14 protein-coding genes are annotated in these 22,670 nt (G+C 58.1%); 4 read left to right on the plus strand and 10 right to left on the minus strand.

From position 1 onward, the window contains the following. The first annotated feature begins 193 nt into the window (after nt 1-193). From tnpC (Pan216_RS05415) to Pan216_RS05430, 4 genes are all read left to right on the plus strand, one after another. Nucleotides 194-1,627 carry an IS66 family transposase gene (tnpC, locus tag Pan216_RS05415; protein ID WP_419192575.1) on the plus strand — a complete coding sequence of 478 codons (1,434 nt, stop codon included), beginning with the start codon at nt 194-196 and terminating at the stop codon, nt 1,625-1,627. Nucleotides 1,628-1,936: 309 nt separating this feature from the next. Further along, nucleotides 1,937-2,329, plus strand: a complete 393-nt coding sequence (tnpB, locus tag Pan216_RS05420; protein ID WP_145255890.1) for an IS66 family insertion sequence element accessory protein TnpB — start codon at nt 1,937-1,939, stop codon at nt 2,327-2,329. Between the two features lie 358 nt (nt 2,330-2,687). Beyond that, complete coding sequence (tnpC, locus tag Pan216_RS05425; RefSeq protein ID WP_145255893.1) at nt 2,688-4,355, plus strand: IS66 family transposase; 1,668 nt, start codon at nt 2,688-2,690, stop codon at nt 4,353-4,355. Nucleotides 4,356-4,436: 81 nt separating this feature from the next. Further along, entirely contained in the window at nt 4,437-5,051 is a 615-nt protein-coding gene (locus Pan216_RS05430) for a hypothetical protein (protein ID WP_419193288.1), read from the plus strand. On the opposite strand, the gene Pan216_RS05435 is transcribed toward Pan216_RS05430, so the two are convergent. The 10 genes from Pan216_RS05435 to Pan216_RS05480 form a co-directional block, all read right to left on the minus strand. Then, on the minus strand, nt 5,048-6,208 hold the full coding sequence (locus Pan216_RS05435; RefSeq protein ID WP_145255899.1) for an ISAs1 family transposase: 1,161 nt from the start codon (nt 6,206-6,208) through the stop codon (nt 5,048-5,050). The two genes, Pan216_RS05430 and Pan216_RS05435, sit on opposite strands and share 4 nt — an antisense overlap. A gap of 131 nt (nt 6,209-6,339) precedes the next feature. Then, complete coding sequence (locus Pan216_RS05440) at nt 6,340-11,121, minus strand: hypothetical protein (RefSeq protein ID WP_145255902.1); 4,782 nt, start codon at nt 11,119-11,121, stop codon at nt 6,340-6,342. 33 nt (nt 11,122-11,154) lie between these two features. Next, nucleotides 11,155-12,972, minus strand: coding sequence for a PilW family protein (locus tag Pan216_RS05445; RefSeq protein ID WP_145255905.1), 1,818 nt, complete (start codon nt 12,970-12,972; stop codon nt 11,155-11,157). A gap of 9 nt (nt 12,973-12,981) precedes the next feature. Beyond that, nucleotides 12,982-14,472 carry a type IV pilus modification PilV family protein gene (locus Pan216_RS05450; protein WP_145255909.1) on the minus strand — a complete coding sequence of 497 codons (1,491 nt, stop codon included), beginning with the start codon at nt 14,470-14,472 and terminating at the stop codon, nt 12,982-12,984. Nucleotides 14,473-14,496: 24 nt separating this feature from the next. After that, complete coding sequence (locus Pan216_RS05455) at nt 14,497-15,546, minus strand: pilus assembly FimT family protein (protein WP_419193289.1); 1,050 nt, start codon at nt 15,544-15,546, stop codon at nt 14,497-14,499. Next, nucleotides 15,543-16,769, minus strand: a complete 1,227-nt coding sequence (locus tag Pan216_RS05460; protein WP_145255912.1) for a prepilin-type N-terminal cleavage/methylation domain-containing protein — start codon at nt 16,767-16,769, stop codon at nt 15,543-15,545. Before Pan216_RS05460 ends, Pan216_RS05455 begins: the two co-directional genes overlap by 4 nt. Then, nucleotides 16,769-17,896, minus strand: a complete 1,128-nt coding sequence (locus tag Pan216_RS05465; protein WP_145255915.1) for a type II secretion system protein — start codon at nt 17,894-17,896, stop codon at nt 16,769-16,771. Before Pan216_RS05465 ends, Pan216_RS05460 begins: the two co-directional genes overlap by 1 nt. Nucleotides 17,897-18,018: 122 nt before the next feature. Beyond that, nucleotides 18,019-19,254: a type II secretion system F family protein gene (locus Pan216_RS05470; protein ID WP_145255918.1), complete on the minus strand. Its 1,236-nt coding sequence runs from the start codon at nt 19,252-19,254 to the stop codon at nt 18,019-18,021. 303 nt (nt 19,255-19,557) lie between these two features. Continuing rightward, nucleotides 19,558-21,381: a GspE/PulE family protein gene (locus Pan216_RS05475; RefSeq protein ID WP_145255921.1), complete on the minus strand. Its 1,824-nt coding sequence runs from the start codon at nt 21,379-21,381 to the stop codon at nt 19,558-19,560. A 73-nt stretch (nt 21,382-21,454) separates the two neighbouring features. Next, nucleotides 21,455-22,633: a type IV pilus twitching motility protein PilT gene (locus Pan216_RS05480; protein ID WP_145255923.1), complete on the minus strand. Its 1,179-nt coding sequence runs from the start codon at nt 22,631-22,633 to the stop codon at nt 21,455-21,457. Nucleotides 22,634-22,670 lie beyond the last annotated feature (37 nt).

The following is a 22,670-nucleotide window of genomic DNA, read 5'->3' on the forward strand; positions in this document are numbered from 1 at the left end:
GTTGGCCCTGGTTTGTCGCGAGGCGGAAGATGCGAGTTCGTTGTGCGGAGAAGGAAGCGTATTGGCGGAAGGTCGTTCGTCGGCAAGAGGAGAGCGGGCGGGGCGTTCGACGATTCTGCCGGGAAGAGGGGATTTCGGGTGCGCGTTCACGGGTTGACCTTGACGAAAACGGTGGATTGTTCAGTCTTCGTTCATGGAAGGTCATCGGGAGCAAGCATGGAGGATTGCGACGGCGCCACTCGAAGAGCGAGTGGTCGCCATCGAGGAGATCCTGATTCGCCTGAGTAAGCTTGAAGAAGAGGTAGAGGATCTTCGGGCGAAGGCGGGTCAGGATTCGACGAACTCTTCTCGTCCTCCTTCGAGCGATGGTCCTCGTGGCCAGTCCAAGGGGAAGGCGAAGCGCAAGCCACCCTCCGCGCCAACGGGTCGTAAGCGAGGCGGTCAGCAAGGTCATCCAAAGCACTCTCGGCCGTTGACGCCTCCGGAAAAGGTGGCCGCGGTGGTCGATTGCAAACCGCGGTCGTGCGGTGATTGTGGGGCGCCACTGCATGGGGACGACGCGACGCCCGTCCGGCATCAGGTCGCGGAAATCCCTCCCATCGAGCCGGTGGTCACCGAGTATCGACTTCATGAGTGCGTCTGCGACCGGTGTGGGGCTCGGACGCGCGGCGGCTTGCCCAAGGGGGTACCCACGGGCAGCTTCGGTCCCCGGTTGACCGCGATCTTGGCCTTGCTCTCGGGCGGCTGCCGGTTGGGGAAGCGGACCGTCCAACAATTGGCCGGCCAACTCTTCGGCCTGACCATCTCGCTGGGCATGATCTGCAAGTTGGAACGCCGCGTGGCCGAGGCGTTGGAGCAGCCGATCGCCCATCTTGGCGAGTACGTGCGAACCCAGCCGGTCAACATCGACGAAACCTCCTGGCGTGAGCATAAGAGCAAGAGTTGGTTGTGGGTGGTGGTCGCTCCCTTGGCCACCTTCTTTCACATCGCTGACCGTCGAACCGGCCAAGTGGCCAAGTCGCTGCTCGGCGAAGCGTATGATCAAGTAGCCACTTCGGATCGTCACGGCGCCTACAACTGGATCAAGCATCGCCAACTTTGCTGGTCGCATCTGCGGCGCGACTTTCAAGCCATGGTCGATCGCGGCGGAGCCGGTCAGCCCATTGGCGAGCGTTTGCTATCGATGTCCGATGCCCTCTTTATCTGGTGGCATCGGGTTCGTGACGGCGATCTGGCCCGCAGCAGCTTTCGCACCTATGTCAGCATCCTCCGTGGCGAACTAACCGACGCTCTCGAAGCGGGAATGCAATGCGGCTGCGCGAAGACCGCGCGGATCTGTAAACGATTGCTCAAAGAAGAAGCGCATCTTTGGACGTTCGCACGCCTCGAAGGGATCGAACCGACCAACAACACCGGCGAGCGAGCGATCAATGTCGCGGTGCGTTACCGCAAAATGAGCGGGGGAACCGACAGCGAAGCGGGAAGTCGATTTGTCGAGCGCGTCCTCTCGGTCGTCGCCACTTGCCGACAACAAGGCCGCGACGTCCTGGAATATCTCACGGAATGCCTGGAGGCCAAACTGCATCAACTCGAACCGCCTTCGCTGGTACCATCACGCGAGCACTAACATCCTACCCAACCAAACCAACACGCCCGCCGATCAAACCCCGTGAACGCGCACGATTTCGGAGGGGTCATTCTACGGTTGGCGGCGTGAGCTACAGCGACGCGATCGAAAAGAGGAACGGTCGACTGCGGTCGATGGCGGTGGAACGTGTCCGTCGCCGTTCGTGGCGTTGCGATTGGCCCCGACGTCAACGAGCGTGATTGAGATCGTTCATCCCCGAGGCTACATCGTGCGAGCGCCGGCCCAAGTCGACAGCGACGCGTTGCGCAAAGTGCTTGCGGCCCTCGATAGCGTCGAGGAGGAGTGAGCATGTGGTCGGTCCCTCATCAGGTGCGGATATTCCTGGCTCGGGAACCGGTCGATATGCGAAAGAGCTTTCACGGGCTCATCGCCTTGACGGAGTCGGTGCTCGTGCAAGATCCGCTTTCGGGCCACCTGTTCGTCTTCATCAATCGCCGCAGAGATCGGATCAAGGTTCTCTATTGGGGCGGCGTCGGCTATTGCATTTGGTATCAGCAGTTGGAGGAAGGGAGCTATCAGCTTCCCGACGCCCAGGCGGCCGACGATGAGGCCGGCCTCGAGATCACTGCCGGACAATTGTCACTCATTCTCGAGGGCATCGACCTCTCCTCGGTCCGGCATCGCAAGCGCTTTCAAGTCTCCGATCAGCACCGTGACGCGACGTCGTCCCGTCGTTCGTGACTTCCCCTCGCTCTTTCCCGAATGATGCGTGCCGCTCCGCGGAGCCAGGACGCGCCGCTGCTCCTTCGTGACGCCAGTTCCCCGTCACGGCGGCGAGAGACTGGAAGCCATGGGACGGCACGCGACCAAAACCGAGTCTTGTCTTCGGTTGTCCTCGGACCCAGGGTTCTTCGCTTGCCAATCTCGTTGGACGATCGACCCTGGCGTTCTCTTCGCGAGCGACAACGATGTCATGGTGATGGCAGCGACGAGGCGGACTCGCAGGTTTTCTCGTCATTCCGTCGAAATCGCTGAAACTGCTCTGGCGCCTCCGATGTCGACGTGCTAGGGTGTCCCCGCGACAACTGAGATCGGTTTGATGGACGCCTTCGACGTGAACCTCCCTCGCGACATCGACGCCTGCCACGAGTTGATCCTCGAACTCGATCGGGAGCGCCGACGGCAAGCCGCCGTCATCGCCCAGCAGCAAGAGACCATCGCCCAGCAGCAGGAGACGATCGATCGCTTGCAGAGCGACGTCGACTTGCTCAAGCGGACCTTGTACGGCCGGCGGCGGGAACGCTTCGTCGACGATTCCCAGCAGGGGCTTTTGTTCGACTCGACAATCGTCGGGGCGGACGACGATTCAGGCTCCGGCGACGACGAAGAGAGCGATGACGACGAACCGTCACCAGAACGCCGCACGAGCAAGGGACGCGGCCGGCGTCTCTTCCCCGACCTGCTGCCGCGCAAGACGGTCCGTCACGAACTCGACGAGCAAGAGGTTCCCGAGGAGTTGAGGAACGACCCGACCGCCCGGCGGTTCTTCAAGAAGACCAGCGAGCAGTTGGAGTTCACGCCCGCTTCGATCCATGTGATCGAACATTACCAAGAGGTGATCGTTCGCGACGAAGCATCGGGCGAGACGACGATCGTCTCGGCAACGAAGCCGCCCCAGTTGATCGACGCTTACGCCGGCCCCGGCTTCTGGGCTCATCTGACCGCCAGTCGCTTCGCCGACCATCTGCCCTACTACCGACAAGAGGACATCCTCTCGCGCCACGGCTGCCGCATCGGCCGCGGCACCCAACAGCGTTGGCTCTTCGCCCTGGCCTTGGCGGTCGCGCCGTTGGTCGAACTCATGCGTCGGCTGGCGTTGCAGTCCGAGGTGCTGGGCTGCGATGAAACGCCGGTCAAGATGTTGGCGGGCGAGCCGTCTGGCTGCACCAAGACCTATCTCTGGAGCACCGTCGGCGACAATGCCCATCCCTACGACTGCTTCCACTTCACACCCGACCGCAGCCGTGCTGGACCGGAACAATTCCTCGCCGGCTTCCAGGGTTACTTGCAGTCGGATGCCTACACGTGCTACGAGCGAATCGCCGCGGCGGACGACCAGATCGTCCCCGTCGGTTGCTGGGCTCATGCGCGCCGTAAGTTCGAGGAGATCCACTTCAGCGCGCCGAGCGTGCGGACGCACACCGCCCTGGGCTACTTCCAGCGGCTCTACGACATCGAAGATCGCGCCCGTGACAGTAGTGTGTCACAACGCGGCGCCAAGCCGATCGTGACCGAGTTCCATCAGTGGCTGCTCGAGCAGCACGAGCGGGAGCTTCCGAAATCGAAGCTGCGCGCCGCCATCGCTTACATGACCAACCGGTGGCAGTCCTTCGCGTGCTATCTCGACCATGGGGCGATTCCCATCGACAACAACCGCACCGAAGCGGCGCTGAAGTACGCCGTCCTCGGCCGCAAGGCGTGGCTCTTCTTCGGCAACAGCCAAGGAGGCGAGACCGCCGCCACCTTCTTCACGCTGACCAAGAGTTGCAACCGCCATCACGTCGATCCCTTCGCCTACCTCCGCGATGTCTACACTCGCCTGCCGAGCACTCCGGCTTCGGATCTCCCTTCGTTGCTACCCGACCGTTGGATCGACGAGCACCCCCAGCATCGTCTCCAAGAGCGCGCCGACGAAGCCCGTCAACGAGCCGACCGCAAACGCGCCCGCCGAGCCCAACGCCGCGTCCCTGCTGCCACTCCCCGTTGATCGGTGACCGGTCCCCCATCGTCATCGGCTCCTGCTTCTCCCACACGCCACCGTTGCAACGCTCACGGTAATGATGTGCTTGTGACCGATCCCGAGGGTTTCACGACAAGCCAAGAGTACGACGCATTCGGCAGAGTGCTTACCTACGACGACCAGAAGTCCGAACGCACCACCTACGGCTACGATGGCACGCACTCCCAACCAACCAGCATTCTCCACCCGGACGGTGCAACTGAACAGTTCGAGTACAACCTTTGGGGGTTGCCGACAAAGACCATCGACGAACTGGGCCACGAAACGGTCAACACCTATCGCGACAACGGCTTGCTCGAAATGATCACTGACGCGAATGGTGGGGAAACAGCCTTCACATACGACAATCGCAATCAGCTCGAAACAATCACTGACCCCGTCGGAAACACCACAACCTACGCCTACGACGACGCGGGGCGTGTCGTCCAAGAGATTGGACAGTTGGGCGGACAACGCTCCTATGAGTACGATGCGGCCGATCGGCTGACTCGTGTCACCGACAGGAATGGGCGTGTTCGAGAGTTCACCTATGACCGAGTCGGGAATGTCACGGAACAGCGATGGTACGATGACACTGGATCGCTGGTCCGCACAACCGGCACTAGTTACGACGAGGTGTACAACCTCACTCATATCACCGATCCCAGGGCCAGCGCATACTAAGTGGCTGTCCCTGTAAGAACTTCCATCAAGAAGTCATCGCTCCAGCCGCAGCTTCGGCGTTTCATCGCGATGCTGTCCTTGCTTGGATGTTGCTTAAGTAGAGAGAGCGTGAAACGATCGAGCCAGGCGAAATTCTCACGGGCGAAACGATCGCGGATGCGCGAATCATCCTCGCGATAGACGACGTCGAGAATCCAATGACAGGAATTCTCGATCCCCCAATGGCCGCGGACGGCACGGGCGAACCGTTGGACGCCCATCCCAAGACTACTGATGTAGCGACGAATCTCGACCGTCTCTTTCCCGTCTCGCAGGCAGACCGCGATGACCATGCCAATCGTCCGAAGTCCCGCCCACGCGGCCGAGTCGACCAGGCTTCGCGGAGCCGGCATTTGATAGTAAGTCCGCGTCGTCGTGCGACCGTGGGCGGTTTCGGTCGTCTCATGTTTGCGAACCTTGCCACTGGCGAAGTCGTTTTCGGTCTCGGCCAGAAAGGCATCGGCGATCGCCGTTTCGAGGCTCTCTTGGTTACCCTTGACTGCCAAGACGTAGTCAGCTCCGCCCTCGACGATCTGCTTCGCGATCGCCTTCTGCGTTCCCATCGCGTCGATGGTGATGATCGCTCCCTGGAGATCGACCAACCGTAAAAGCTCGGGAATCGCCGTGATTTCGTTCGATTTCTCCTCGCAGGCGACTTGTCCCAGCGACAGGCCCAACTCGCTGGCCCACAGGCTGACCGCGTGCAACGCTCCCAGCCCGCGTTTGCGGTCGTGGCTGCGGCGATTGGTCTTGCCATCGACCGCAAAGACCGGTTGACTAACAGCACCCTCTTCACAAGCCGCCTGCCGTAGTGACTCTAGCCAACTGACAAAACAGGACTGAAAGGCATCCGGTCGCAACGCCGCCAAGACCCGCCGGAAGACGTCCTTGGCCGGAATGCCGTTGGGAAGCTCGAGGGTCTCGAGCAGCAACTCTTTTTTCATGCGTGCCCACTTGGCGATGCCGGTCGGGCCGCTCGCCCCCGCGAGCACGCCCATCACCGCGATCACCACCACGCTGACAAGCGGATGACGCTGATTGATCGACGAGCGTGGATCTTCCAAATCTTCGAAGTGAGTAACAACATCTTCAAGCGTTACCCGAACGTCCTTGCTCATCAGAACCTCTCCTTGCATGCTCACCATCCCTCGGGCCCATGCAAGACGTTCTACTCATCGCTCACCACTGGCGCAACCCTTCCTCGATTGCCCAATCCCCCGAAACTGCGCGCTGGCCCTGCGGATACGTGTCATTCAATGAGTCGGTAGTAGACCAGTGGCGTTATGTCGCTTAGCTCGTGTTCTCCTGTCGGTGGTCCGTCGTAGCTGGGCGAAAGGCTACGGTCGACGATGAAGAAACCGCGGTGACGGATGTTCTCTCCCGTTTCTATCCCGACCTCGCTCTTGAGTCGTGGAAGAGGATCGTTTGCGGTCGCGTCCTCGACCCGAAACAGTCCAACGGTTACCCAGACTGCGAAGACGTGACTTCGCGTCGTCGAATTGCCGGCGATCTTCCCGAGAAGCCGATTACGTCGATGCTCGAGCATCCAGTAGTCAAGACCTTGTGCCGGTGTTAACGATGTCCCCGCTCGCGTTTGGAGTACGGCTGGGGCTGTTGAATAGGGATCGGGGATTGGATCAAATAAACGAGGAGTCCACTGGCCACCTAGCGGTGTGATGAACTCGCCGGGGGCTTGGCTGGACACAACGGTGTCGTCGGTGCCGTCGAATGCATTGCCAACCGGCATGTCAAGCGCCCGAAAGTTCCTTCGTCTGAGAAGCGTATCGGAAACACGTCCCGACGCAAAGCTTCGGAATGGCTTGTCATCTCCAGTTCCCATGATGCCGTCAGGGCCCATGCGACTCAGTAGGAACATCCGGAATAGTTCTCCGTTAACTTGAACCCCAGGCTTGAAGCCTGGATAATCTTCGGGAAAGCTTGAACCCGACGGGGCCGCTGATGTGTTGACACCGGGCCATTGGTATAGTCCGGCAACACTGTTGCCGAGTATCGTGTCCAGATCTTCACCGCCAAAAAGGCCGCCAAAGGAAACACCAGGAGATGTCGCGCCCGAAGGAGAAATAAGAAGAGAACCCCATGCGACTGTGCGCGACAAGTTCGGTGGGTAATTGGTTGGTATTGAATTCGTCAGCAATTGCAGTGTTGACGATGTTACCGATCCCGACGCGGGCATGACCTCTTGTGAATCCACGAGGGCTTTGAATATTTCTTCGTCCCAGATGTTGTTGAGGTCGATCTTGCCCGCGACTCTCGATACACGCTCGTCCGCTGGGGTGGCGGATGTGTTCCATCCTCCTGCGCCGTTCATCCGAGAGCGGCATTCGACCAATTCAAAGAATCGATAGAGATTGGGCAATGGGAGTTGGTCATTGTTGGCGAGCAATGGATGGCCGGCACGATTCTCAGTGAACCAGGGGGCTTGCCGACTACGCCATATTCCGTTCGGACGAAACTCAAAGTCGTTTGTGAAGCGGAGACGCCACTCGTCGACAGTTCCCCCTCCAGCGACGTTCGTTCCTATACAATCATGACTCCCGTACAATCGAACGGAAAGTAGCTCAAGCGGACTCGCAAGCTGTCGGTTCAGGAAAGGGAATGTCTCGTAGACATCGAGATCGACATCAGAATTCTCGATAGAAAACGTCTCTTGCCCGACCTCGAAACCGTCATCGGTCAACGAACTGTATGGCGTCGAAGTTCCTGGTGCTACTTCTGTGCCCGTGCTGGTTCCGGCGTTGGTCAACTCCGGAAAGCCCAGAAATTTGCCCTCTTCATTTCCGAATCCCGTCATGCCGGGATCTGGATCCCAGGGTCGCCTCGATCCAACCCATGGCTGCTTGCGTTGAAGCGACTTGCGATCGTTTCGTGGAGTAATCTCGTCTTCGTTCTGGCCTATCTGATAGCTGCCATTCGCGTTCTCGAGACGCAGGATATCTATTGCGATGTAAGGGTTGTCAGTGGCGTCAAAGTTTGCGAACGGGTTGCGAAGCCGGTAAAGGGCAATCTCGACATCTCGGTCCGCGACACGCGTTCGCGTGAACTTCAGAATCCCGTTCATATTGCCGGTAATACCATCGTCGTATGCAGTGTAATTATTTCCTTGATTGTTCGTCAAATCTGCGACGACAAAGCTTTCGAGCAGGGTTGAGCTCGGCTCCCCGTTCATGGGATCGTTGAAGGCTCCGCGTGGGCCAACGACGTAGTAGCCTTGACCAGGAATGGACTGATTGCCGGTTGCCTGAACAGGAGTGATTGACGCAGATGGGTCTCCGGATCCCGTATCCGGATCGAAGGTCACGAATGATGATGTTCCCGTCGTACCATCAGGTTCCTCGGGTGTCTTGCCTGCTGCTCGAACTCCCAGGAGAAAGATCGGTCGGGCGTTGGTGTCGTCCCACAAGACTGCCTCAACGGGGTCGGTCGCTGAAGCGAATATTACGGAAGCGTCCGGCCAAGGATTATAGAGCTCTGCCCATACCCAAATCTTGTCCCTATCCTCTGAAGGGTTGGGGCCAGCGCCATCGTCGTCGTACGAGAACTCGTGAAATAGCGCGATTCCCTCGTTGATGACGATTTCAGGAAGCTCAAATCCGAAGACCGTGTCGTTGGCTGACCACGCCCCATCGTTGAGATTGGTGTCGTAGTCCATTTGCGTCATGGCGCTGTCGGGATCCATGTAGTCCACGATGTTGACCGCCAGTTGAGCTAGGACCCGAGAGCGGGCTTCTTCCTCAACGGTTGGCGTTCCCGTCGCGGGGAGGGGATGGGTCGCCATCCAAAGCAGGACATAGATTTGCTCAGCCATGGATGTCCGCTCCTGGTCGGCAACATCAGCATCGACCCCGTAGGGCGTTAAGGGGCGATTAAGGTCGAAGCGACGACCCTCAGTGATGGCGTCGGGCAGCCGATTGCCAAACTGTAGCGTGACCCCAAAGTTCAATCCCGTAGGTGGATCGGATCGAGCTGAATTGTACTGCGACCATGTTCCGCTGTGGGCTCGTTGGGCAACCGCATCCGCGTAGTAACGGGCAATGTCTTCGGCAAGTTCGTTGCCTGTCGCGTTGTGTGGGCTGCCGCCATCGGCAGGGTTTGCATACATGAGCGGATTGCTGAAGTGGTTGAGATCCCAACTTGAGTGAGTGAAGAGTCGCCGCATTCGGATGCGTCCATACTCTTCCGGGGCGTTTGTGAAATCCGCCGCGAAGAGCTTACTCAGTAGGGTCTGAAGCCGATTGTCGAGAGCGGTGTTATCAATGTCCCAGAACCGAAGCAGTGTTTCAATTTGTGCTGCTGTAATCGGAAAATCGCGTGGATTGCTAGCATAAGGATTGAACTCATAGGCTTCATCTACGGCCAAGTTGTTCGCTGCGAGGGGCCCCGGAGCCGTAGTCCAGTCGTTAAGGCTGAAGCTGATATAGTTGACGAACGCCGGCATGACTTGCCTTCGGTTCAGATAAACAGAGGCTGCAAAGTCAGTGAAGGGCTCAGCGAGTTGGCCGGAACCGAAGTAATCTGCAGGTCCTTGCAGGGATGTGACCGATCCGTCTAAATATTCAGTTGATAGGTTAGAGTTGTCATCATTGTCGGAATTGGTGCCGTCGCTTCGTCCAGCGCGATCTGCTGTGCTTGGTGTTGTAGTGCGGTCATTCCATTTTCCCCCGCCGTCCAATGTCGCGAGGAGGTGTCGGTAAAGGTCGTCCGGATCTTCCCAGTCAGGTTTGCCTCCTGAGGAGTTGAGCAGCATCGCGTGACGTGGGTTGATTTCCGTTGGGGATGCGCCGAGATTCGAAACATGGCCGATGATCTGATTGCCCGTAGGAGTGTTAAGATAGTTGCCTGCTGTGTTGAGGTTGATTCTGCCGTCGAGACTCAAGACTTTGAAGGCGAAGAGTGGCTTGGCGTAGCCTCCGTCGGGAAGCTGGATGTTCGCCGGGGAACCAAGATCAACCCAGACCGCGTCTTTGAGACCATCGCCATCAGTGTCAACGTCAAGCTCCCGCGGGTCATCGCCAATGGCACCGCTGCGATTGACATCGTCAGGGATGCCGTCAGCTGCAGATGAATGGGGCCAAGTACTCATCGTGCCGGCAGAGGAGTTGTTTTCCTGGTCAACACCCATCACCGGTAGTGAAGTCGCGTTGTCTGCCCGACGTGGACGAAAGAGCATGCGACGCCCATCTGCCCCAGACCAGGCATCACCACCGAAAGCCCCTGCGTTCTCCAACTCGGCGATCAGTTGAGGCCGGTGAAACGAGGGCTGCAAAATCATCCCGTCGGCGCGCTCGGCTGCGAGGAACATGTTGTTAAAGTCGGGGTAGTCGTAGTCCTCGTCCGCACCGAACCAATGCCAATTCGTGCCGTCGTGAAACCGCTCGGGTTGAAGGTTCTCGCCGTTCACCTGTGGCGTAGCGGTCCGGCCGCCCGCGTTCGTGTACATTGTCAAGTTGAAGGGGTAAATCGGATCCCAGGTTGCATCTGATAGCGCTGTCCCAAAGGTTGGATACGGACTTAATCTCTGAATGTAACTGTTAACTTCCGAATCACTAATGAGGCCATCCCCATCGTCATCTCGTGGGTTAAAGATTCCCGTGCCGTTGTAGACACCTTCGTAGGGACTCCAGCCGGCGTCTGTGACGTCGTGGCGGATCTCGGCTCCGTCACCATTCGCCCCTGTTCCCATCGCTCCACGATTGACTGAGTCACGGCTGCCGTACATGTCTCTAAGGAGGCTGTGGCCACGAATCGACGAATAGATGTTGTCGGTGTCGTAGATGAGTTGATTCATGGCGTAGCGAAAAAGAACGCCTGGATCATCAACGTCGAAGCGGCTACCGGTTCGGCCGGGGTATTGGGTAGCGAGCTTGAAATTACGAGCTCCCTGGCCCTGCACTCGCGCGAGCATGGCGAAGGTGAGGCCGATGCCGGCAAATAGTCCAAGCATTCCCAGGACCACGAGCAACACGACGCCGCGACGGTCGCGTGTTTGAGCGATGAGCTTAAGCATGAGCATGTCTTATTTCCCCCACGTTGGCTCGAGATGTGCTTATGTTGAGCCTAGAAAAGAATGGACGATGGTGAATTCGCGGACGATGTTCGATTTTGGTTCCCAAACTCGGATCTTGATCTGAATGCCGCGTAGCGGTCGGTCATAGGGCGGTGGACGGAAATTCGCACTGCCGGAATCAAGCCAGTTGATGGTCGTGCCGTCGGCGTTGTTCTGCCACCAACTATCATAGGTTGACACAGGGTTGCGCTGAGCGGCAGTACCAGCATTGAAAACGGGGCCTCGTCCGGAAGTCCGCCACCGGGCGGCTTCATGCCAACCCATCGTTCGAAGTGTCGCGCCACTTGGATTGAGGAAGTAGCCGAGTTGTTCGAAATTCGTGGTTGTACCGTTGCCGCTGCCCCGGTAGCCGAGATCGATGAAGTCAGGTCTTAGCAGTGGACTCGCGTTGTAAGGTGACGGCGGGTTGATCTGCAACGAGTTGGCCGTCAACGTTGGGGCGTCGATTGTCGCATTCGGCACCGATGAATGGGGCGGAGTGTTCGCATTTGCGGAAGTGTAGACAGCCGGCCAATCGAGTTCGTTGGTGGAAAGGTCAGTCGTTGGATCAATCGTCGAGTCGCTTCCTGCCAGCAGAAAGTCATCGTCGAATACCTTCACATCAAAGGAGACGACATTGGTGAGAAGAATGTCTTCACCTTGCCTCGTATCGAACTCGTCCTGGTAGGCATCGGCAATTCCGTTGGTCGGTGTCGTGTCCGTGAGATTGATGCTCATTGGGTTTTGCGGGAAGCCTGAGTGTGTCGTTTCCTTCTGCGTCGGTCGTCCGAACCAATTCTGGCCATAGCTGTGAATGCCGTTTTGGTAGAAGGTTGTGCTGGGAACGAAGGGGAGCTCCAATGCTGTGGAGGCGGCCCCAAAGGGGATCATTCCAAATCTGTTTCTTCGTTGGGCCAACGTTTGGGGCGTGTTGAAGCGGAGCCTTGTGCCATCCCACCGAACGGAGATGTCGTAGTTTTCGTAGTACGACTCGGAATTCGTATTGATGTTGAATCTGCCACCCGAAACGGAGTCGAGGTTTGAAACAAGAGTTTCACTTAAAGCCAGTAGCTGGCGGCGATAGAGCGTGTAGGTTGCCGGAATCTCGGGCGGTGCTGAAGGGTTGTTGATGTCCGTCGTGGCATACTGCGTGCGGTCGGGACGCAGGAAGTAGACAACTTCTGCGAACGGACTGGCGATCAAACCATTGCCAGATTGGAGTTGGTCCAAACTTGCGGTCGGCGAGGAACCATCATCCAGCACAGCCGCGGCCGGAAAAACTTTCCCCCAATAGAATGTCTCTGGACTCACGCCTTCATCTTTTACCGTCATGGCGAGAACGTCATCAGTATCAATCTCGACGGGCAAGCCGATGGAATCCACACCTTGTCGTAGCTGGTTGTCCGTGAAGCTACTCGATGACCACGTTCCGGACGCATCGGGATACTTCGCGGCAGGTGAATTCTCCTCGATGAGGATGTATCCCGCCGATGGGATATTTGTTGGCTGGGGAACGGTGGTCGGCGTTGTCGGATTCGGGATCCGATTGGAATCCACGAAGAGGTCAGAGGGAGTCATTTCTTCACCGTCCAGATTGAGCAAATAGACGTGCTCCAAGTCCTTTCGGATTGTCGAGAGTGCGAGGCGCACCTTTTGATCAATGTCCGCGACCCCACGCGCATCGGAGACTCCCTTGTTGGCGGCAACAAAGAGCGTCGAGAAGATCGCCATGATCAGCAGAGTCAGTGTCGTCGCGATAAGGGCTTCGATCAGCGTCAAACCGCGAGGCATCTGGGCTGTAAGTACTTGATTTCGCATGGTGTTGCCTCAATAGACCTCGATTAGGCCGTCGAAGATCACGATCGGATAAAAGCGTGTTGGTGCAGTATTGCTCGACGTGGCCACGACATCCGTTGACGCGTTCTCAACAATTGGCCAGACGGGAGTTTGCCAAGCATCCGTAACTCGGAGATCTCCCTCATTGTGACTCGTTGGGTATCCCGTTGGTGTCGGTGACACAAGAACCTCTTGAAACCAACGACCACTGGAGAGTTGCGGTTCCCTAGCTTCGACTACACGATAGAAACCGTAGTCGCGACGATAGTGAGACGTAACACCCGTTCCGTAGTCGCCGGTCGAACGGTTCCCAGCGTTCGTAGAGCTGTCGCGGGAGACAGATGCCTCCATCAACCACGTGCCGCGTTTCACTTCTGGGCGCTCGGTTGCGGTAGTCCACGACAGGGTGATCTTGTTGCTCCCGTTGAAAATGGCCCCATCGATGATCGTGACCGGGTTGATGTAGTCCCGCTTGTAGAAGCAGAGGATATTCGTTTTTCCGGAGAATCCGCCGTTGATTGGCGGGCGTGCCACGGGAATATCGTAACTGTTTCCGGGATAAGATCCGCCTGGCACGCCCGTCGGAACGCCAATAGTCATCGGCGTCGGGTCGGGTTCAAGATCTCGCTGTAGCATGACCGCCCAAGAGTACGGATAATCCCGAGTAGCTGTTGTTGTCGGAGGGGATGCCGTAAAGTCCCGTCGGGCAAAATCAAAGGCGTCGATCGTCGAGCTAGTGGCTGCATTGGGATTCAAAGGAACAATGGGATTGGCTTCACTGTACTGAATGTCGCCAGGGGAGGAGAACCAACGCGTCAAATAGGCTCTTCGAAGATTTTTGTCCGCTATGTTGCTCGCTTCACCTGTTGTCGCCACGCGTATGTCGTAGTAGGGAGTAGGAGAGACCCCGATGCCTGTATAGTACTCGGGTATCCCGAGGCGATAATCGTTGCCACTTGCTGCCGCCTGCAGGTCGCCTGAACCTCTCTCGACCAGCAATGGATCGAGAAGGATCGGAAAGCTCTTGAAGTGTTCGGATGAACTCTCCGCAGTGTAGGACTGCATGGCGTTTCCATCCTGAGTCGCCGCGTTTGGATACTCGTTGAGCGTTCCCGAGAGATACCTCCGAGAGGTATTGCCGCCGGGATCGTTGGCCAACCACGCCCACTTATTGATGAACGCCGGCGTTGTCGAAGTAGCTTCAGGATCGAAGACTTCGTCTGGCGCGGGATTTGTGGCGGATCGAGAGGAATACCAACTCCAAAGTCGCGGATCGTTGACAAGCTGCTTCAGCTCGATGATGTTCTTGGCATTCTGCGCCATGATGGTGGCACGCGTATCTTGCTGGGCTTGTCGGACTCGCTGAATCCCGATCGGAAAGAAGGCGATGACCGACGTGACCCCTATCGCCATGACTCCGAGGGAAATCAGCACTTCGTTGACGGTTACGCCAAGCCTGGTTGTCGGTGTGCTTGCAATCATCCTGTCGAACTCCTCGTGGGCGGCTCAGAGACCCGTGCCGTAGCCACGGACGACGTTGTCGTAGTAGTGATCGAAATCGTAGAAACCGTCGTCAGGTGAGCGGACCTGAAGAAGCGGTCGGACGGCGTGAACGAGACCCGATCGACTGTGAACGACAATCAAAAGGTGCTCATCGGATCCCTGGGTCTGCACCTCTCGACGATTCGAGTAAGCGGTGTTGCGGGAAACGTCTTGAACAAACTCGTCGCGTAGCCAAAGGGCGATTTGAGAGTCACGTGCCGCGCTGCCGATCACGCGACCGTCGGGAGCGAACATGATGTCGAATGCCAACGCGTTCTCATCGCGAGTCAGTCGACTCAAACGGCTCTCGGAAGCATCCACGGCCGTGGCAAGGCTCGCAGGCATCTGGCCGAGATCAATAGCTACGCCCTTTGGAAGTTGATTGACTTCACCATCGGCAATAGGAACGGGAGGCCTGGGGATGACGTACTCAATGTCGCTGATGCGTCCTGTAGTCGACGCGGCTCCGACAGGCAATGGTGTATCGAGAGTCAGAACTCTCGAACCTGCAGCGACATTGAATGAATGGTACTGGCCAGCGTGTCCAAGACGGATGACACCGACATGATTCGTGCCACTTTGAGGCAATTGCTGAAGCTGTGCCGCAACCAACTCTTGAGTGTCTCCGTCGGAATTGGCGGCAAGTGTGACTTGTCTCACAACTCGGACGGATCCGGCCGTATCCGTCGAAGCGGAAGCGCCTCCCGCCGAAATCGGCTCGGCCGGCTCGACGAAAATAATTGAGCGAACGAGCGAGAGGTCGTCCGGATCTTGAAGCAGTCGCACCCCTCGCGGCTCGTCGGCCGCGAGAGCCTTGTCCCTCGCGGCGACGAGGAGGGCTTGCAATTGCCTCGCTCCAGCTCGGACCTGATCTCCCTGCGCCATCCTTGAGAGTGTTGGTAGGGCAATTGCGGCGATCGTAGTCGCAATGATGATCACCACCAACATCTCGATAAGCGTAAAGCCGGGAGAGACGGAAAGGCGATGCTTCGCAAATCGGATATACCTTGTCACCTTTCGAGCTCCGTCAAATCGTAGTTGAGAATATTGTCTTCGGTCAGACGAACTCGCGAAGTGTCGCCGGTGACCCGAGCACCGATGAAACCGGGATAGTTGGCTCCGACCCCAGGTATCGACCCCGTATCTTCGACGAGGAGTCCGAACTCGCCATCCGGACCGGCCGACATGATCAGTGGCATTAGCGGGTAAACGCGGACGGTTCCCGGCACGGGCGACGTCGTGATGTCGATCGCATCGGAGGAAGAGCTTGGGATTGCATAGGGCCAGTGGAGACGGTAGAAACCTCCGGGAACCCTGTTTGTGGTCGACAATTCGGCCGATGCCTGTTCAAAGAATTGCTGTCGAAGATTCGTATTCCCGAACCAACTTGACGTTCCAAGTACGCCGTCAGGATCGACACCGTTGCTATCGACGGTGGCACTCAAGTTGTTTGGATCGGTTGTGCGCAGGAGCGACCGCGGGAGTTGCCCCGTGCCTTCCATCAAGTAAGCTACGTAGTCTACGGGCCAGCGATAGAAGGCAAGTGGATTCCCCCAGGCATCGACGAATTCAAGTAGTCCGTCGCCGTCAGTATCGTCGATGAATCGGCCGGGAATCTGGTCAAGAGAAAAGGTGCCGCCTTCCACTGGGATACCAAGAATCAGATAGAGACACTCGGATCCTTCCGTGTTCACATCATCATGACCAGAGGGCAACGAGGCATTGGTCCCCGTTTGGCCCGTCGCTTTCTCGAATTCACGCACCATAGCGGCGACTTCGGCGCGGACGTTGCGGCCCGTTGCACGACCGATTGTACTGTCGGTGCCAATACCTCCGAGAATTTGGTTGCTTCCTGTTTGGGGGCCGGGCAAGAAGTCTTTGAAACGCTGGGGAAACACCTTTCTCATCGAGTCCAATCGAGCAAGAACACGCGCACGTTTGCCAACGGCGGAGTTGTCAGGCGATGCAGAAGTACCCCCAGCGGGAACTTTGAAGTCGTTGATATCCAGAGACACGATGCCTGCATTGAAAGCTTCGATTCGCTCCTTGAGCGCCATATCGAGCTGGCGAACGAGCGCTTGAGTTGCCGCTTCGTGTCCGCGTCGCGCGTAGGCGATGTATCCGCCAGCCGCGAGTCCCGTCAGGATCGCGATGATGACGACGACGACAAGAATCTCGACGAGCGTAAAACCCGCCCGGACAAATCGTTGGCTAGCCAGTACGTACCTAATCATCATCAGTTATTGCGCTCCGCGGCGAAGTTTCCGATCGTCATTCCTGGTGCAACGTTGCTGAGGTCGTCCACGCCGTTGGGATCACTGGATCCAGTAGATGCCCCGAACTGGCCACCACGCCCGAATAGGCCATCCTCTCCAGGCGAGATGATCTGGTACGTGTTGGGATTGAATGGTCGCACTACCTCTCCGCCTGTTGGTGCATGATCTGTTTCTGTGAGCGGATTCGGCGCAAAACAATCGCTCGCGTGAACGGTGGGAGGTGATCCGGAGTTTGCCGTGCTAATGTTTGGCCACGTCATTTGGAAGAAGGCAAGCGGGATGTCTCCATTCGAAGCCAGACCCAATTCACAGTCGTATGGTCGATAGCCACGACCCTCGTAGGAGCTGAAGTAAGCGTAGGGGCCTTCGCTCTCCAAGGCACGATAGCTTGGAAGCTTTGTAGTTGGACGGGGATCGGTTGCCCCGAAGTCCCAGTCGTTCTCGGCGGCTGCAAGCGCGATAGGACCATCCGTGGCGGTCCTCTGGTATAGCCTGCCGGCATCGAAATTGTAGAAGGGCCCGACTCGAGACAGGCTGGTTGCAGTGCTCGTGACGGGTACCCCGCTAGGGTTTTCTGGATCAGCTGAGAAACCGTATGTCGCGTAAATCCCGCCGGTTTGAGGCTGAGCGATTCCTCCCAGGAAGAAGACGAGGCACTCATCGCCTTCTAGTTCATAGGATGTCGTCGATCCGTCATCAAACCAATTGAACGTTGTGGCTGAAGTACCAGTTCCGGGCTCAATAGCGATTTGAGGCCAGATCTTTCTGAGGTACTTGAAGCTGTGAGCATCAAACGCATCTGTAAGGTCATATCTCTGATTCTCCTTGAGCCTGATTCGACTCGGAGGGTAGATACCAAACTGATCCTTGAACTTCTCCAGTGCCAACGACAGTTCGTTGATCTCTGCATGCCCTCTGGTGAGATTTGCCGCACCAATCGCGCCCATGATCGCGGGCAACAAAAACGCCACCAGAAGTCCCAGTATGACGATCACAACAAGCAATTCGACCAAGGTAAACCCGGGTCTCTTGACGTGGTGGGTGATCACAATGCTCTCCTGAACTGCGTGGCTGTAGACCAAATTCATCGGTCCACACTCGCGGCGCGGACCTTGTTCCTGAGCACGACGTTGTTGCAACTTCGTTGTCCTCCCCGACTGACGGCCCCCGGTGCCGGTGCCGGTTCGGGGAGGGACTTTGGGCCGATCTGTTAACCGCTGAGCTCGGTGAGGAGCTTGATCAGCGGGAGGAAGAGCGCGATGACGATAAAACCGACCATCAACCCAAGGATCACGACCATCAAGGGCTCGAGAAGACTCACCAAACTCTCGACCGCGACGTCGACTTCCTCGTCGTAGACGTCGGCGACTTTGAAGAGCATCGTGTCGAGGTCGCCTGTCTCTTCGCCGACGTCGATCATGTTGATGACCATCTCGTCGACGACGCGCGTCTCGCGGAGAGGGCTGGCGATCGATTCACCTTCGCGAATCGAATCGTAGACCTTCTGGAAGGCCCGCTCGAACACGAAATTGTTCGACGTGTCACGACAGATAATCAAGCACTCGAGAATCGGAACACCCGACGCGACGAGCGTCCCGAGCGTTCGTGTCGTTCGCGCCACGATCACTTTCCGCGTCAACCCCCCGGAAATGGGGATGCGCAGCGCTATCCAGTCAATAATGGCTCGACCCCAATAGAACTTCCGCGTCAACTTGATCCCGACGATGACTAAGAACGGGATCAGCGGCAAGGTCCACCAATAGTCGACGACATACGTGCTCGCGTCGATCAGGAACTGCGTCATCGCGGGCAGTTCCAGGCCGAAGTCGGCGAAGATCGTCTTAAACTTCGGCACGATGTAATAGAGGATGAAGAACAAGATCGAACTGGCGACCATGAGGACGACGACGGGATAGACCATCGCGCCGATGACTTTACGCTTGAGGCTCTGGGCCTTTTCCTTGAAGTCAGCCAGACGCTGAAGGATGACTTCGAGGGCACCACCCGCTTCACCCGCCTTGACCATGTTGACGTAGAGGCGGTCGAAGACCTTGGGGTGCTTGGCGAAGGCTTCGCTCATGGCGAGGCCCGATTCAATATCTTCGACGACATCTTCGAGCGTGTACTTGAGCCGGCTCGGCTTCATCTGCGATTCGAGAATCTGCAGCGACCGTAGGACCGGCAGGCCGGCATCCTGAAGCGTCGAGAGTTGTCGCGTGAAGGTCGTCAGCTTCTTCGAGGAGACGCCGCCCATGACGAAGCCGCGTTTTTTCTTGCCGCCACCGCGCTTCTTTTTCTTCTTTCGCTTCGACTTCTCGGTGATTTTGGTGACGAAGTAGCCCTTCTTGCGGATCAGCGCCTGGGCCTCTTCCGTGCTGGCGGCTTCGATCGTCTCTTTGACCTCTTCGCCACGGCTGTCCATGGCTTCGAATTGAAAGGTCGGCATCGGCTGCTGCTCCTGGACAACCCGTTGTCGTTTTCCATGACGAACGGCGTTTCTAGTGCCCTGCTTGGCAGGTTCGTGACAGGGAGTCTCGTGTTCCTATCGTGGGTGCGCTTGCCCTATCAACGGCGATCCCGCATGCCCACACGGAGAGCGTGAGCATGGTTGTCGGCGAATGAACTTACCAATCAGGACAATAGACCTTCTTCCTAAACTCTAAACGTCGACCCGGCGCGTTTTTCGACGGCGCTTGTCGTTTCGAAACACCAACGTCAGTCTTGCTCTTCGTCTTGCCCCATTCACGCACTACTGAATGTCTTCGTCGAGGATCGTTTCACGCGCCACTTCGTCGATGGTCGTGTGCCCTTCGAAGATCGCTCGCAAGCCCGCTTCGCGGAGGGTGGTCATCCCATTCTGCTTGGCGGCCTTGATGAGTTCGTCCTTGGTCGCTCCCTTGTTGATCATTTCGCGAATGTGATCGTCGCACACCAGCAGCTCAAAGACACCCTGGCGTCCCTTGTAACCGCTGTTGGTGCAGAACTCGCAGCCCGCGCCGCGGTAGAACTTCCGGTCGCGGACCTTCTCGGGGAGCAGGTTTAGCTCCATGAGCATTTCGGGGGTCGGCGAGAACTCCTCGCGACACTTCGTGCAGATGCGGCGGACCAGACGTTGGGCGAGCACCCCTTCGACGGTCGCGGAGATCAGGAACGCCGGAACGCCCATGTCCCGCAGACGCGTCACGGCGCCGGCCGCGTCGTTGGTATGCAACGTGCTGAAGACCAAGTGACCAGTCAGCGACGATTGGATCGCGATTTGAGCCGTCTCGAAGTCACGGATCTCGCCGACGAGGATGATGTCGGGATCCTGTCGCAAGATCGCCCGCAGGGCGTTGGCGAAGGTAACATCGATATCGGGGTTGATCGGCACCTGAATGATGCCGTCGATGTCGTACTCGATCGGATCTTCGGTGGTGATGATCTTCTCGGTGATCTTGTTCAGTTCGGTCAACGCGGAGTAGAGCGTCGTCGTCTTGCCGGAACCGGTTGGGCCGGTAACGAGCACGATCCCGTTGGGGCTCTCGATCAGTTTCCGGAAGGGGACGAGCGTCTTCTCGGGCATCCCGACCTTCTCGAGGTCGAGATTGACGACGGTCCGGTCGAGGATTCGCATGACGATGCCTTCGCCGAACATGGTCGGCAGGACCGAGACGCGAAGGTCAATCGGGTTGCCACCGAGCGAAAGTTCGATGCGGCCGTCTTGTGGCAGTCGCCGTTCGGCGATGTCGAGATTCGCCATGACCTTGACGCGGCTGGCGATCGCGGGAGCGAGGTGTCTCGGCGGCGGCGTCAACTCGTGCATCACGCCGTCGGCCCGGTACCGCATGCGGAATTCGCCTTCGAAGGGTTCGAGGTGAATGTCGCTGGCCTTGTCGCGAATGGCCATCAGCATGACCATGTTGAGCAGCTTGCGGACCGGCGCGGCCTCGGCCATTTCCTCGAGACTGTCGAGATCGATCGACCCGGTTTGGCCGGCGTCGGGACGAAGGCTCTCATCGACCGCCATCTGCGCCACCAGATCGTCGATCGAGGAGCCGCCAACGGCCGAGTAATTCCGGGAGATCGCCTCCATGACGAGGTCTTCCTCGGCGGCCATGCCGATGACATCGTTGACCGGCAGCAGGTTGCGCAGGTCGTCGAGAGCCATGATGTTGCTCGGGTCGGCCATCGCGACCGAGAGGACGCCCTCTTCGTACTTGACTGGGAGGATCTTGTAGAGGGTGCACATGTTCTCGTCGATCAAGCCAAGCGCGTCGCCGGGAACCATGAACTCGTCGTCGAGCATGTCGAAGGTCGACATGCCCTGTTGTTCGGCGAGCGCCTGCAGGAGCATGCGGTCGTCGATCATTTGGAGATCGATCGCGGCCTTGCCGATTTGCATGCCCGACATCTTGTGGTGTTCGACGAGCTGCCAGAGTTGATCGTCGGTGATGAAGCCGACGTCGACGAGGACTTGGCCGAGTTTTCGGTGACGGGCACGGGGCCGCGCGGCGCTCGGGGCCGGGGCCGCCGAGGCTTTGTCCGTCTTCTTCTTGCGAAGACCGGCGGAGAACTTGTTGGGTGCCTTTGCCATGGTGCTACTCGTCGTCTCTGCTGCTATGGTCGGGGTTGGATACGGGTACTCACTCGACGATCGCTGGCGGCGACTATCGGCCGCGTCGGAGGAAGCCCTTCTTCTTGGGCTCGTCGTCCTCGTACTCGCCATCCTCGTATTCATCGTCCTCGAATTCGTCTTCGTCCTCATCCTCCAGTTTGCCAGCTTCCGCCAGTTCGATCTTGGCTCGCAGTTCCTTCGCGCGGACGGCTTTGAAGACGGCGGTCTCCTTCTCGATCGTGCCGGCCTCCCAGAGTCGAAAGAGGCAGTCGTCCATGAGCTGCATGCCGTGTTTCTTGCCTGTCTGAATGTCCGAGCTGATCCGATACGTCTTGCCTTCACGGATCAGGTTGGCGATCGCGTCGGTGACGACCATGAACTCGTGGGCGGCGATGACGCCATCGGGGACCTTCGGGCAGAGGCACTGGCACAAGACGCCGATCAGCGCGGTCGAAAGCTGCGTGCGGATCTGGTCCTGCTGCTCCTGCGGGAAGACGTCAATGATTCGGTTGACGGTGCCTTCGGCGCTGTTGGTATGCAGCGTGCCGAAGACGACGTGGCCCGTTTCCGCGGCGGTGATCGCCGAGGAGATTGTTTCGAGGTCACGCATCTCGCCGACAAGGATGACGTCGGGATCCTGCCGGAGGGCACGCCGTAGGGCTTCGGCGAAGCTCGGCGTGTCGACGCCGATCTCGCGCTGCATGATCGTCGACTTCTTGTGCTCGTGCGTGAACTCGATCGGGTCCTCGATCGTGATGATGTGGTGGTCGACGTTCTCGTTGAGCCAGTTGATCATGCTCGCGAGGCTCGTCGATTTCCCTGAACCGGTCGGGCCGGTCACCAGGAAGAGTCCACGGGGACGATTGATGCAGCCGAGCACCCCTTTGGGAAGCCCGAGCTGGTCCATCGTCAGAAGGTCGTTCGGAATCCGCCGAAGGACCATGCCGACCCTCTGTCGTTGCTTGAAGACCGAGACCCGAAAGCGTGCCTGGTTGCCGAAGGCGAAGCCGAAGTCGGAGGTGCCGACTTCCTGCAACTCCTGCTGGCAGCGTTCGGGGGTGATGGCTTTCATGAGGGCGACGGTGTCGTCGGGCTCGAGAACCTTGGTATCGAGCCGCCGCATGTGGCCGCTGAGCCGTAGCACGGGGGGTTGGCCCACGGTGATGTGCAGATCGCTCGCCTTCAAGTTGACGACGGTCTGCAGCAGTTTGTCGATCTGAACCGTGCTCATTCATGCCTCGATCATGGGAGGCAGGCCACGATACCGA

Source organism: Kolteria novifilia (genome assembly GCA_007748055.1).
GTDB classification, from domain to species: domain Bacteria; phylum Planctomycetota; class Planctomycetia; order Kolteriales; family Kolteriaceae; genus Kolteria; species Kolteria novifilia.

What these genes read in the sequence shown, in the direction of transcription:
- tnpC (WP_419192575.1), top strand. Translation starts at nt 194, where the DNA reads ATGGAAGGTCATCGGGAGCAAGCATGGAGGATTGCGACGGCGCCACTC.
- Pan216_RS05460 (WP_145255912.1), bottom strand. Translation starts at nt 16,769, where the DNA reads ATGATGATTAGGTACGTACTGGCTAGCCAACGATTTGTCCGGGCGGGT.
- Pan216_RS05450 (WP_145255909.1), bottom strand. Translation starts at nt 14,472, where the DNA reads ATGATTGCAAGCACACCGACAACCAGGCTTGGCGTAACCGTCAACGAA.
- Pan216_RS05470 (WP_145255918.1), bottom strand. Translation starts at nt 19,254, where the DNA reads ATGCCGACCTTTCAATTCGAAGCCATGGACAGCCGTGGCGAAGAGGTC.
- Pan216_RS05480 (WP_145255923.1), bottom strand. Translation starts at nt 22,633, where the DNA reads ATGAGCACGGTTCAGATCGACAAACTGCTGCAGACCGTCGTCAACTTG.
- tnpC (WP_145255893.1), top strand. Translation starts at nt 2,688, where the DNA reads ATGGACGCCTTCGACGTGAACCTCCCTCGCGACATCGACGCCTGCCAC.
- Pan216_RS05475 (WP_145255921.1), bottom strand. Translation starts at nt 21,381, where the DNA reads ATGGCAAAGGCACCCAACAAGTTCTCCGCCGGTCTTCGCAAGAAGAAG.
- Pan216_RS05445 (WP_145255905.1), bottom strand. Translation starts at nt 12,972, where the DNA reads ATGCGAAATCAAGTACTTACAGCCCAGATGCCTCGCGGTTTGACGCTG.
- Pan216_RS05435 (WP_145255899.1), bottom strand. Translation starts at nt 6,208, where the DNA reads ATGAGCAAGGACGTTCGGGTAACGCTTGAAGATGTTGTTACTCACTTC.
- Pan216_RS05440 (WP_145255902.1), bottom strand. Translation starts at nt 11,121, where the DNA reads ATGCTCATGCTTAAGCTCATCGCTCAAACACGCGACCGTCGCGGCGTC.
- tnpB (WP_145255890.1), top strand. Translation starts at nt 1,937, where the DNA reads ATGTGGTCGGTCCCTCATCAGGTGCGGATATTCCTGGCTCGGGAACCG.
- Pan216_RS05465 (WP_145255915.1), bottom strand. Translation starts at nt 17,896, where the DNA reads ATGAATTTGGTCTACAGCCACGCAGTTCAGGAGAGCATTGTGATCACC.